General features: G+C 40.6%; 8 protein-coding genes. 7 read left to right on the top strand and 1 reads right to left on the bottom strand.

The window, feature by feature from the left end:
- Positions 1-118 precede the first annotated feature (118 nt).
- From ACHRV0_RS12955 to ACHRV0_RS12925, 7 genes are all read left to right on the top strand, one after another.
- The gene (locus ACHRV0_RS12955) at positions 119-2545 is read left to right on the top strand and encodes an aminotransferase class I/II-fold pyridoxal phosphate-dependent enzyme (protein WP_395441120.1); all 2427 of its coding nucleotides are present in this window, start codon (positions 119-121) and stop codon (positions 2543-2545) included.
- A 100-nt stretch (positions 2546-2645) separates the two neighbouring features.
- On the top strand, positions 2646-3494 hold the full coding sequence (locus tag ACHRV0_RS12950; protein WP_395441275.1) for an RteC domain-containing protein: 849 nt from the start codon (positions 2646-2648) through the stop codon (positions 3492-3494).
- 223 nt (positions 3495-3717) lie between these two features.
- Positions 3718-4026, top strand: a complete 309-nt coding sequence (locus ACHRV0_RS12945) for a helix-turn-helix domain-containing protein (RefSeq protein ID WP_395441119.1) — start codon at positions 3718-3720, stop codon at positions 4024-4026.
- An 81-nt stretch (positions 4027-4107) separates the two neighbouring features.
- Entirely contained in the window at positions 4108-5544 is a 1437-nt protein-coding gene (locus ACHRV0_RS12940) for a DUF3945 domain-containing protein (protein ID WP_395441118.1), read from the top strand.
- Positions 5545-5548: 4 nt separating this feature from the next.
- Positions 5549-7639, top strand: a complete 2091-nt coding sequence (locus ACHRV0_RS12935; protein ID WP_395441117.1) for a DNA topoisomerase — start codon at positions 5549-5551, stop codon at positions 7637-7639.
- A gap of 241 nt (positions 7640-7880) precedes the next feature.
- Entirely contained in the window at positions 7881-8318 is a 438-nt protein-coding gene (locus ACHRV0_RS12930) for a DUF1896 domain-containing protein (RefSeq protein ID WP_395441116.1), read from the top strand.
- On the top strand, positions 8305-13668 hold the full coding sequence (locus ACHRV0_RS12925; RefSeq protein ID WP_395441115.1) for an Eco57I restriction-modification methylase domain-containing protein: 5364 nt from the start codon (positions 8305-8307) through the stop codon (positions 13666-13668). Before ACHRV0_RS12930 ends, ACHRV0_RS12925 begins: the two co-directional genes overlap by 14 nt.
- A gap of 33 nt (positions 13669-13701) precedes the next feature.
- Here ACHRV0_RS12925 and ACHRV0_RS12920 read toward each other — a convergent pair whose 3' ends face one another.
- Positions 13702-14094, bottom strand: coding sequence for a hypothetical protein (locus ACHRV0_RS12920; protein ID WP_395441114.1), 393 nt, complete (start codon positions 14092-14094; stop codon positions 13702-13704).
- Positions 14095-14100 lie beyond the last annotated feature (6 nt).

Raw genomic sequence — 14100 nt, 5'->3', positions numbered from 1 at the left:
TTGGGATTAAAATATATACAAACAAAAATACTTTCAATTTTTATAATGAATTTTAACTATCAGTTCACTCAGTGTTAAAAAAATCAAGTAAAAAAATCCAAAATAATCTTATAAAAAAATGGCAAAAATCAAGCATAACAATTTTATCGATACAGTCGATACTGTTTTTTCAAGCGCAAAAGACGAGGGCATTTTACACCTGCGCGCAGAAGGCGAATATCTTAATGGCAGAACTATAAAGATACACGGCAGTGAAATGCTGCATTTCGGCACAACAGGCTATCTAGGCCTTGAACAGGACAAAAGGCTGAAAAAAGCTGCAGTTTCCGCAATAAGAAATTATGGAACTCAGTTTCCACTTTCTAAAACTTATCTATCCCATCCTTTATATGCCGAGCTTGAAAGCAAGATATGCAAAATGTATGGCATAGAGCCGATCATCACTAAGAACAGCACTTTAGGCCATATGGCGATCATCCCTACACTTATACGTGATGAAGATGCAGTTATTATTGACCATCAGGCACATTGGAGCGTCCAGAATGCCTGCCAGGTGCTAAAACTAAGGGGAATACCGGTGGAGATGATACGCCACAATAACCTGGAGATGCTTGAAGACAAGATACGTGCACTGAGCAGCAGACCCGGCAAAATATGGTACATGGCCGACGGCGTCTATTCGATGTACGGTGACTATGCACCAGTACAGGACCTTATCCGCCTTACCCATAAATATCAGCAGCTCCACCTCTATTTTGATGATGTGCACGGTATGAGCTGGAAAGGAAAAAACGGCACGGGCTTTATCTTTGATTCTATTGGAACGCTTCAAGACAATATTGTTGTGGTCAGTACGCTCAGCAAAACTTTTGGCGCAAGCGGTGCCACATTTTTCTGCACCGATGATAAATTACGTGAAAAGATCAAAACTTTTGGCGGCCCTCTCACATTTTCTGCACAGCTTGAACCAGCGTCCGTAGGAGCCGCGATCGCATCTTGTGACATACACCTCTCCGATGAAATCAAGAAGCATCAGTCTGAGCTTGCTAAAAAAACAGCTTATTTCGGAAATCTGCTTTCAAATACAAGTCTGCCCCTAGTCTCTGATAACGACTCTCCTGTTTTCTATATTGGAATGGGAACACCAGCAACAGCTTATAATTTTACCAAACGCCTCTTTAACGAAGGATTTTACCTGAATCTAGGAATCTATCCGGCCGTACCAATAAAAAATACTGGCATCCGCATCACGATATCTGCACATAATCGGATTAAAGATATATCAGAACTTGTCTCTGCAATGGATTATCATTTCCAGAAAGCAGTGGAAGAAACTGGAAGCAGCGAAGAAAAGATACGTCAGGCTTTTAAAATGGACATCAGCTCAAAACTGCCTGCAAAGAAACAGCAGACAGAATCGCTTCAAATTGAAGAGCGAACCACTATAGCGGACATCAGCAGGCAGGAATGGAACAAATATTTGGGCATTCACAATATCCTAGACTGGGATGGCATGAGGTATCTTGAACTTACTTTTGCTGATAGTACTGATCCGGACAATAAATGGGATTTTTTCTATTACATTATCCGTGACCAGAACAAGCAGGTGGTTTTAATGACATTCTGCACATGCGGTATCTGGAAAGATGATATGCTCGCCACGGAATCAGTATCAAGACATCTTGAAGATCTCCGAAAAACTGACCCTATTCATATGACATCCAAAGTACTGAGTACCGGATCATTGTTTACCGAAGGTCTACATTGCTATATTGACGAGACCCATCCTCTGGCAGAGCATTCATTACGAATGCTCTTGAACAGATTGGAAGAAAAATACAATTCCCTGGATGCCGATATGTTAGTTCTGCGCGATTTTGATCACGGATTCCAATGGGATGAGATGGTGAGAAATCAAGGCTATTTTAGGATTGATATGCCAGAATCATGTGTTCTCGAAAATAAGCATTTGCATGCTTTAAATAGTTATGGCGATTTGCTTTCACCGCGTTCGCGAAGACATTTCAGTAAAGAAATACTTCCTTTTGAGAAATACTATGATGTGGAGATAAAAAACACTCTAAATGAAGAAGAGCTAAAGTGGGCCTACGAACTATACTGCAATGTCAAGGAGCGAAATTTGGCTATAAATACTTTCACCTATAGCAGGGAAGTATTTCAAAACATGAACAGTTGCTCAAACTGGGAGTTCATAATCCTCTCGCTTAGAGATTCGGTCCAACGAAATTTCTGTGGGATAATGTTCTGCTACAAAAATTCATCAGCTGTATATGTGCCTGAACTTATCGGAATGGACTATGTTACCTCAGAAGGACTCAATCTCTACAGACAGCTTTTATACCAAACCATCAAAAGAGCGCGAGAGCTTAAAATTGAAAGGATCGATTTTGGCATCTCGGCAACTTTTGAGAAGAAAAAACTTGGCGCTTCCATTATACCTAAAGTAGCATACGTGCAGGCACGGGACAATTATGCAATGGAACTCATGCAGACACTGCAGAACGAAACCATTACCGTTCGCTGATCCAACCAAAATATATTTTCACAAAAAAACACAATAAATTTCTGGGCAGTGATGCCCAAAGCTTTTCCTTGTTCAAATAAATCTAAAATCTGTTGTCATGATAAGATCCACATGTGAGAACGCACTTCAGGTTATTCGAAAAGCAGAACAGCAATTCAGCTTAGATCCTGAAGATATAATTGAAAAATCCTACCAGATGACCACCGTGCTTCGAAACTTGCTTTGTACGGTAAAGAAAAATGTTTTAGAAAAGGGATTCTCTGATGAAAATGAAGAGATTAATTTTTTTAAAAGCGTTAAACCCCAGATACTGGGGAAACTGATATTCTACAATAAAGTTTTCCGCATTGAGGCATCCTGTCCGGTGATAAGCGGTAAAATGCATCACAAGTATTTTTCCAATGAGCTCAATCTCCTCAAGCAGGAATATAAAGAGCATTTTTACAACAATGATTTTTACCGCTACTACCGCACAGGAAGAACTGAATGGGACCACCACTTTTTTTGCCTTGGCAAAATAGACCTACATGAGGGAGTAAATAGTTTTGTTTTTGAAGTTGATCCTGAATTTTCTACCTACTATGATTATAAAGTGGCGCGCATCATAGCAAACGAACTGCTTTACAGCTACCTGAGTTCCAAAATTGAACCCGAAACCGAACAAACCAGCATATTATCGGAAAGCAATACGGCAAACAGGGATTTTTTCTGGACAGATTCAAAAAATGCCCTGATCGAATTGATTTATGCCCTCCATGCCTCTGGCAGCATTTCTCATGGAAAAGCTGGAATCCGTAAAATAAGCACGGTATTCCAGCTTCTGTTCAGAGTGCAGCTCGGCGATGTCCATCATGCCTTCCATCGAATGAAAGACAGGACTGACAGCAAAAGCATATTTCTGGATCAGCTGAAGTCTTCCTTTAAACAGCATATGGAAAAAGAACTGTAGCGTCTTATACTTTCCTCTTGCCAATATGATGCAATTGGCATCGAATGGCCGACTGCATACAGCAGCATTTATCAGCACTGCCCTGTCCTATCAAATCAACTATTTAGGACAATTTATTTAATCGTTAAAATTTTCCCAAAACAGTATTTTACATTGGCATGCATTGGCAGTGAAAGACTTATGCTTTTGGCAATTTTGCACCATTAATGCAAAACAAAACGCCATGAACATAGACAGAATGGAATTCATCTCTTGGATGGAAAGGATAATGGAACGTTTCGATCTTATGGGAGCGCATATTAGAGAACTTGAAAAAAAACGCGGCAGCATCGATGGTGAAGAGCTTTTGGACAATCAGGATATATTGCAGATGCTTAAAATAAGCTCAAGGTCTCTGCAGCGCTACCGCTCTTCACGAAGGCTTCCCTACTATACTATCAGCGGAAAAATATATTATAAACTCTCTGATGTGCACCAGTTCATCAGAGAAAGCTTTAACGTCCGAATGCCAAATTCCCACGCCAACGGATGAAAAAGGATGCCACAATATTCCAGCTTTTTATAGGCACATCCACCGCTTTTAATTTCGCATATGAATATAAAATTTAAAATTATGGACGAAAAAATTAATGATAAACCCAAAATCACAGAAGAGCTCTCGGATATTCTGCTGGTCTTCGATAAAGAAAAAAAGAAAATCCTAGCGGTAAAAGGCATTGACCAGAATGGCAATCTGCAGACCACTGAACCCACCCGGAAAAATCAGAATCAGTTCATGCGGGTAGATAAGCAGGGAGATTTATTCTCGAATTTTTTTTCCAATTTTTTCAGCCAGCTGAAGAACCCAACTAATTTTTCGTTCTTCAAAATCCCCGCACTACTGGCTGTCGATATTTCTAAAGACATGCAGAAACAGATAGATTGCCCGACTCCTGAAGGCGACCAATTAATGAAACAGCACGAAGTAAAAGAATATGAACAAAAAAATAAAATTGATATGGAAACAGCACAGACAAATCCGGAAACAAGCGAATACAAATACAAACCGGAACAGATTGATTGGGAAACATTAAACCATCTTGGTTTAAGTAAGGAAAAACTAGAAAAAATGAACCTTCTGGACCCGCTTCTAAAAGGATACAAAACAAATGAACTCGTACCTGTAAGCCTCAACCTAGGCACAGCCGTTACCAGAATGGATGCCCGTTTATCATTGAAACAAAACGATGAAGGACAGGTTGTGGTGGCCATCCATGGCATCCGAAAAGAACCTAATCTGAATTTCTCTTTTTTCGGCCACGAGTTCAGTAAGGAAGACAAAGAGAATCTTCTCGGGACAGGCAATATGGGCCGAGTAGTTAATCTTACCAATCCGAAAAACAATGAAATATTGCCCTCGATAATTAGCATAGACAGGCTTACCAATGAAGTGGTGGCTTTGCGTACTGACTTCATTAAAATTCCTGATGAAATTAAAGGAATAAAGCTGAGTGAAGAGCAAAAGCAGACTCTCTTGGAAGGAAAACCGCTTCCTTTGGAAGGTATGGTTTCCAAAAAAGGAACCGCCTTTGACGCAACTGTCCAGTTCAATGCCGACAAACGTTTTGTAGAATTTCTCTTTGACAGAAATGACCCAAATAAGCAGGCACAAGGCAACCAGCAGAACCAGACTCAGGGCGCACAAAAGACTTTTAGGGACAAAGAACTCAACAATGAGCAGCATCAAAAGCTCCAAGATGGCCAGACGGTCTACATCAGCGGTCTCGTGGATAAGAAAGGAAAAGAATATAACGGATACATCACCTACAATAAGGAGACCGATAGAACAGATTTTTCATTCCAAAATCCAGACAAGATCAAAGAACAGATAAAACCATCAGAAGCGCATAAAACCCAGACAGCCGTAAATTCAGAAGGAAAAACTAATGAAACTACTAAAAACATAAATGAGCCCTTAAAATCAGGGCAGACAAATCCTCATGACAGAAAACAGCAGGAACAGCAAGAAGATTCTCAATCTCCTGCCAAATCAAAAGGGCGTAAAATGTAATGATATGATCACAGTTATTGCAGAAAAACCGAGCGTAGCAAGAGAAATAGCCGTTATAATCAAAGCCACAGAAAAAAAGGATGGCTATCTGACAGGTAACGGCTATTTTGTTACATGGGCACTAGGCCATCTTGTAGGATTAGGAATGCCTGAAGATTACGGAATCACGGGATTTGAAAAAGCATCACTGCCGATCCTCCCAAACCCTTTTTTACTGACTGTCAGAAAGGTCAAAAAAGATAAAGGCTGCACTGCTGATACAGGCGCAATAAAACAGCTTAAAATCATTGAAGACCTATTTAATCAAAGCGAGAGCATTATCGCGGCAACAGATGCAGGACGCGAAGGCGAACTTATTTTCAGGTACATTTACCAATACCTGAAATGCAGCAAACCCTTTAACCGACTCTGGATAAGCTCGCTTACCGAAAAAGCCATCAAACATGGTTTTGATAACCTGAAAGACGGAAAAGAATTTGACGGATTATATCAGGCTGCGCAAGGCAGAAGCCGTGCCGACTGGCTGGTGGGCATTAATGCTTCACAGGCCCTTTCCATAGCTGCCGATAATGGAGTATATTCACTTGGAAGAGTTCAGACTCCTACACTGGCATTAATATGCAGACGCTATCTGGCAAACAGGGATTTCCCAGTAAAAAATTATTCGCAGATACAGTTATCCCATAGCAAAGATCTGATAAATTTTAAAAGCATCTCAAAAATCAAATGGGACGACAGAAAACTAGCCGGCAATGTACTGAAAGCTATTGAGCGAAGCCCAATGGCAATGGTCACATCGGCAGACGGCAAAATTGAAACAGAGCAGCCTCCTTTACTGTTCGACCTTACCGGCCTTCAGAAAGAAGCCAATAAAAAACTGAACCTTTCTGCCGAGGAAACCCTCAACATTGCCCAAAGTCTTTACGAAAAGAAGTTTATCACATATCCGCGAACTGGAAGCAAATACATTCCTGAAGACATTTGGCCCGAAATTCCTAGGCTTGTAAGAGCTTTACAAAAGAGGGAAAACTTCAAACAGGCCATTTCCCAAATAAAATGGAGCAGATTCAATAAGCGTATCGTGAACTATCTCCGAGTAACTGACCATCATGGATTATTGATTACCGATAAGATTCCGTCAGCACTTAGTGCAAAAGAAAATGCTGTTTACAATATGATTGCCTTTCGATTGCTTGAGGCCATTTCCGAGCCATGCGTCAAAGAATTGACCGATATCAGCCTACAAATACTCCATTATGATTTTACTGCAAAAGGCTCCCGAATTATTGAGGCAGGATGGCGGTCCATTAAAGGCAGTTTCTCTAATGATACTGAACCCCTGCTGGATCTGCCTGAGCTGAAAAAAGGCGATGAACTTAAAATAAAAGAGCTTTGTATTTTGGAAAAGAAAACAAAACCGCCTTTTCTTCATACCGAGGCAAGCCTTTTGTCGGCTATGGAAAGTGCCGGAAATGATATCGAAAATGAAGACGAACGGAAAGCTTTACAGCATATTGGCATTGGTACCCCTGCAACTAGAGCGGCCGTTATTGAAACTCTATTTACACGCAATTATATTCAACGCGATATGAAATCCTTAATCCCAACTGGAAAAGGGCTGCAGGTATATGAATTGGTAAAAGACAAAAAGATTGCTGATGTTTCAATGACTGCCCAATGGGAGCTTGCCTTGCAGAAAATCGAAACCCATAAAGCCGATGCTGCAGTGTTTTTAAAGGAAATGGAAAATTATGCATCAAGCATTACAGATGAATTATTGCAGACTGTCATTGCCCAAAATGACTTGCCGGAACTCCTATGTCCAAAGTGCAAAACCCAGCACGTTATGATTAATGATAAAGTTGTAAAATGCACAGATGAAGCATGCTCTTGGATACAGTTTCGCAATATTTGCGGCGTGCAATTAAGCTTATCTGACATCCAAAATCTTGTCAATGAAGGCAGAACTTCATTAATAAAAGGAATGAAAAGCAGATCGGAAAATAAATTTGATGCCTATATTGTACTTAATGAAAATGCAGAAAGCTCCTTTGAGTTTTCACCAAACAAAAACCATAAAAAAAACGGAGAATAACCCTCGCATGAGGATCGGCTTTTTCTCGTAAATGAAAAGTAAGTTAATTATAATTCTGTAGATGTAAATACTATCATAAACCCTCTGATGATTCAGAGGGTTTTATTTTCGAAGTAATCTTTACATAATCGATATTTTTTAGCCAAATCCTGCCACACTCGGCCAAGGCATCCCAATTCTGCAAACACTCTAAACTACGGTTGTAATTTAGGCTTAACGAAAATTCTTAAGAAGATCAACTATGAATACTCAGCAAATAGAACTATCGTATTTCAGATTACGACTGCAGGAACTATTATATACCAGCTTCCCTGAAAAAGCGAATGACCAAATGTTCATCCAACAGCGTTCCTTGTGGGCGGCCACTGCCTACCAAGAGGCATTTAGTTCGGGAAACACAATTGAACAATGCCACGAAATAGCGGATTACATTCTCTTTAAAAACCTTCACTTCTCAAAGTTCGACACTGTTTTTCAGATCATATGTACGGAATTTGATACCATAATGGCAGATGAAGAATTACGGCCATTCGCCCTTAAAATGTTGCCAATTTGTATGCCGGTTTTCTCCAGCTATGACCTATCCGATGACTTCGCGTACAGCCAAGAGTTTGAGCTACTCTACACCGAAATAACTGGAACTATCGCAATATGGATACAGGAAAATGGGCTTCAGTAAAAAACAGCATCTCCAGCAGAACATTGATGCGCTGCAAATCGCTTTTAATCTGGAGAAAGCGAAGCGACAAGCTACCGCAGGGGAAAGACTGCTAATGATGCAGTACAGCGGATTTGGCGGTCTTAAATTTATATTGAACCCCGCTTCAAAAGAAACTGATATCAATAACTGGAGAAAATCCGAACACGACCTTTTTCCTATGACACAGAATCTGCACCAGCTGCTCAAAGAAAATTCCGCAGATGAAAAGCAGTACCGCAGGTATGTAGATAGTATGAAAAACTCCGTCCTAACGGCTTTTTATACACCGCCACAAGCCATAGATGCGATTTCTGATGCCCTGCGTGAAGTCGGTGTGGACATTGATAATTTACTCGAACCATCAGCTGGAATAGGCTTATTCTTAAAATCATTTTCAAAGAATCAAAAATTCAGCGCAACTGCTTATGAAAAGGATCTGCTTACCGGTCAGATTTTAAAACATCTCTATCCTGAAGACAATATCCGGATTTCCGGTTTTGAAGAAATTCCCGAAAAGGAACAAAACAGCTATGATCTGGTAGCCAGCAACATTCCTTTTGGCGACACTTCCATTTTCGACCTATCGTATTCTCGAAGCAAGGACAGTACAAAAGTTCAGGCAGCGCGAAGCGTTCACAATTACTTTTTCTTCAAAGGGACTGATATGCTCCGTGAGGGCGGTCTGCTGGTGTACATCACTTCGCAGGGAGTTCTCAACAGCCCGAGCAACGAGCCGATCCGTAGGAGGCTTATGCAGCATAACAAGCTAATTTCAGCAGTCCGCCTGCCTAACAACCTTTTTACGGAATTCGCAGGTACGGCAGTTGGCAGTGATCTGATCATTCTGCAAAAGAATCTGACAAAGCCAGGATTGACCCAAAGGGAAGAGCTTTTTTGCCAAAGCGAACAAACAGAATTCAATACGCGTGGCAATGCTTTATTTAAGGACAATTCAAGGATTGTTCATACCGAATTTGAATTAGGAACCGATGCTTATGGGCAATCTGCATTAATTTATACGCATAAAGGTGGTATTGAGGGCATTGCAAAAGAACTTAAACAAATGCTCTTGGATGATTTTACAGCTCATCTCGAACTTGGCTCATACACAAATCAAAACATTGTAGAACCTATACCAAAAAAGACGAACACAACAGTCGCTAGATCTAAGGAATTCAAAACATTTAGTCATCAAAGTCAGAACCTATCTCTACCTGCCTCCTCAACTAATGAGCAAAACTCTAAGGAATCAAAACAGTTAAGCATTTTTGACCTGTTTGAAAATGTAGACCAGCATGCTACAGTAGCCAATTCATCCAAAGCAAAAGCAAAAAAACAAAGCCGGAAAAAAAATATTAGCCAGGCTGGCTGGCAAACCGACCTTTTCAGTGGATTGCAGCAAACGTACGTGCCGGCAATTACGAACACCAATAACTTGATGGAAGATCATAAGCAAAAAACTGTCGGTGATCTATTTTCCAATTCCACCGAAGATAATTTTCCTGAGACGCCGGTTATCCCCCAACCCGCTCCATATACCGGCGTGTTGCAATCATTTCACCGAAACGGTTGTCTTGTGTCGGATATGGGCTGGGTTGGACATTTGCAAGATCTAGATACATCAGAAGGTGTAGCAAGATTCTATCCTTTGCCACTGCATCTTTCGCAGAAAGCAAGAGCCGAAGCATACATAGCTCTTCGTGATGTCTACCAAAGGCTGTATAACAATGAGGCGGCCTTCCAGACAGAACAAAAAGAAGAAAGGCAAAATCTTAACCGCCTATATGATGCTTTTGTCAAAAAGTACGGCACTCTTAACACTGCTGATAATATCAAACTGATCAGAACTGACAGTTCCGGCAAAGAAATCCCCTATCTGGAACGTGTGGTTGGCGGCATTGTACACAAAGCTGATATCTTCACTCATCCTGTTAGCTTCTCCTCTTTAACTATAGCAATTAACAATCCTGAGGAAACACTGGCGGCTTCGCTTAACAAATGCGGAAAGGTCGATTTGAATTATATGTCTGAAATTAGCAATATGACGCACGATGCTTTGACAGAAGCATTAAGAGACCGCATTTTTTACAATCCTCTGCAAAAGGAATATGAAATATCCGAACGCTGGATCGCAGGCAATGTAGTTGAGAAAGCTCAAGATATAAAAGCATACCTCGAGAATAATCCAGAAGATAGCCAAGCCAAAGCAAGTCTTGCCATTTTGGAAGAATCTCGGCCTAGACGAATCGAATTTGAGGAACTTGATTTTAATTTGGGCGAACGTTGGATACCTACAGAACTTTACGCCCGTTTTGCTTCCAATCTCTTCGACGCAGATGTACATGTAAATTACTCGGAAAGCTCTGATGATTTTTCAGTAAAATGTCATCAGGGCAATATGAATATTTGGGAGAAATACGCCGTCAAGTCCGAAAGCCGCACCTTTGATGGAATTGCATTGCTTAAACACGCTCTTGTCAATACCACACCAGACATTACAAAGAAAATTATGGTTGGTGATCAAGAAGCCAAGGTACGGGACATCGAAGCTATACAAATAGCCAATTCTAAGATTGATGAAATCCGCATTGCTTTTAGTGATTGGCTGCACGCACAAAATGATGAATTTAAAAACATGCTAACCAAGCAGTATAACGATACGTTTAATTGTTTTGTCAGACCTAACTATGATGGAAGCCATCAGGAGTTTCCAGGACTGGATCGAAAGGCACTGGGTATCGAAGATCTGTACTCTAGCCAAAAAGATACCGTTTGGATGATAAAACTCAACAATGGTGCAATATGCGACCACGAAGTGGGCGCAGGAAAAACTCTTGTAATGTGTACAGCGGCACAGGAAATGAAACGTTTGGGTCTAGCTAATAAACCAATGATTATCGGTTTGAAAAGCAATGTTCATGAGATTGCAGAAGCTTACCGTACTGCCTATCCACATGCTAGAATCCTGTATCCGGGCAAAGAAGACTTTACGCCGCAAAAACGCCTGCGTATTTTCGGGGATATCAAAAACAATGATTGGGATTGCGTGATACTTACCCACGACCAGTTCGGCATGATACCGCAGTCACCTGAGATGCAAAAGGAAATCCTCGAAATTGAATTAGATAGCGTAGAGCGCAATCTAGAGGCCCTGCAATCGCAAGGCAAAGAAGTTACCCGAGCGATGCTTGCTGGAGTTATCAAGCGCAAGGAAAACCTTGAAGTCAGGCTTAAAACACTGCAGCATGATATTGAAACCCGCAAAGATGATGTGGTTGACTTTAAAATGATGGGCATTGACCATCTGTTCGTGGATGAAAGCCACCAATTCAAAAACCTGATGTTCAATACAAGACATACAAGAGTTTCTGGATTAGGCAATGTAGATGGAAGCCAAAAGGCATTAAACCTTCTGTTTGCAGTCCGCACTATTCAAGAGCGCATCAATGGGGATATGGGAGCAACCTTTCTGTCGGGTACAACCATAAGCAATTCTTTAACTGAACTTTATCTGCTGTTCAAATATCTCAGACCAAGAGCAATGGAAAAACAGGGCATCCACTCTTTTGACGCCTGGGCTGCCATATATGCAAGAAAAACCACAGATTATGAATTTTCGGTAGCTAACAATATTGTGGCAAAAGAACGTTTCCGATACTTTATCAAAGTTCCAGAGCTGGCGCAGTTTTATTCGGAAATCACAGATTACCGTACAGCACAAGATATAGGCATAGACCGTCCTGATAAGAACGAGTTATTGTATAATATCAAGCCTACTCCAGACCAGGAAGATTTTATTAAAAAGCTAATGGAATTTGCTAAAACAGGAAATGCCGAACTGTTGGGAAGGCCAAAACTAAGCCCCAGCGAAGAAAAAGCGAAAATGCTGATCGCCACTGACTTTGCCCGCAAAATGTCGCTTGATATGCGTATGGTAAGCGCAAGCTACAAAGACCACCCCGATAATAAGGCCTCACATTGCGCGGCAAATATTGCAAGGTATTACAGGCAATATAATGCACAGAAAGCAACGCAATTTGTTTTCTCCGATCTGGGCACTTATAAACCTGGCGAATGGAATGTGTATTGGGAAATCAAACGCAAACTTGTAGAAGACCACGGAATCCCAGCAAACGAGGTGAGATTCATTCAGGAAGCCAAGACCGATAAGCAGCGCAAAGAGTTTGTCAAAGGCATGAACGAGGGAAAAATCAGAGTTTTGTTTGGTTCTACAAGTATGCTGGGCACAGGTGTAAATGCACAGAAAAGAGCTGTCGCAGTCCATCATCTTGATACACCGTGGCGTCCGAGTGACCTTGCCCAACGCGACGGCCGTGCTGTACGTAAGGGAAATGAAATTGCCAAATTCTTTGCAGATAATAAAGTAGATGTCATTATTTATGCCGTAGAAAAATCATTGGATAGCTATAAATTTAATTTGTTGCATAACAAGCAACTCTTCATAGACCAGCTAAAAAACAACAATCTTAGCAAACGTACTATTGACGAAGGAAGTATGGACGAAAAATCGGGAATGAATTTCTCGGAATATGTGGCTATCCTTTCAGGAAATACTGATCTTTTAGAAAAAGCCAAGCTGGAAAAAAAGATTGGGGGCCTTGAAAGCGAAAAACAGGCTTTCAACCGTTCTAAGTTTAGCGCGAAATACAAAGTGCAAGATTTTACGGTAATGCTGGAAAATGCCAAAGACCGTCTTGAGCGAATGTGTCTTGATTGGAAAAATTTTCAACACCGTATACATAAAGGTACTGACGGCACAATTGAAAATCTTTTAAAATTGGAAGGATTATCCTCTGATGCTGATGTAAAACAGATGGGCAAAAAACTCAACGATCTTTCAGAGAAAGCCCATACAGGAGGACAATTTGAAGTAATCGGCACTTTATACGGTTTTTCAATCTTACTAAAAACAGAATCGTCCGAAAAAGAGGGAGTTGATTTAAAGATAAACCGATTTTTGATCCAAGGCGAAGGCAATATCAAATATACCTACAACAACGGTATCATCGCTAAAGATGAAAATCTCGCATCATTGAACTTTCTTAATGCGCTTGGAAAACTGCCAGATTACATATCACAGGAAAAAAAGAGGATTGCCGAAATACAAAAAGATCTACCTATTCTTCATGAAGTGCTAAACAGCACTTGGCCCAAGGAAAGCCTTTTGGGTAAGCTGAAAACAGAATTGGCATCAGTTGAACGTAAAATTCAATTGTCTATCACTCCGGAAAATAACGAGCAAAAAGAAACTATTGAAAACCATGGCATCCCAACACAGAAAAGTTCTCAAGCAAGCTTAAAGACTTAAGCTTTAATTAGCTTACTATTTCATTATAAACTCTTAATATACTTCAATCACCGCCCTATCCTCTTCATTACCCCATTGCACTTGCCATGTTCTGCCGTCCAATTGGTCAAGCAAAATAAAAGTATATATCTTGGTTGTGGGATAGAGAAAGAATCTGCCATTCTTCTCTTTTTCTTTATCAACTCGAGAGATATCAGATAGCGTACTCACAAATCTAGATTTACTCTTAGTACTCCATTGAACCTGCCACATTTGACCGTTCCTCGTATCCAATTTAATAAATGTATACATATTTCGGGTAGCAAAAAGGCGGTATGCAAGATCACTACCTACAGATATATTTTGTGTAGGTGCCCCAGTGGTACTCTGTGCTGCAGCAGTGGCTGCCAAAAGACCTAGAATAATACAGACTAAAATCCTTTTCATAACATT

The organism is Flavobacterium sp. FlaQc-30 (assembly GCF_044005885.1).
Taxonomy (GTDB): domain Bacteria; phylum Bacteroidota; class Bacteroidia; order Flavobacteriales; family Flavobacteriaceae; genus Flavobacterium.
The sequence above is the reverse complement of the archived record's forward strand: the minus strand, read 5'-3'. Positions and strand labels throughout refer to the sequence as shown.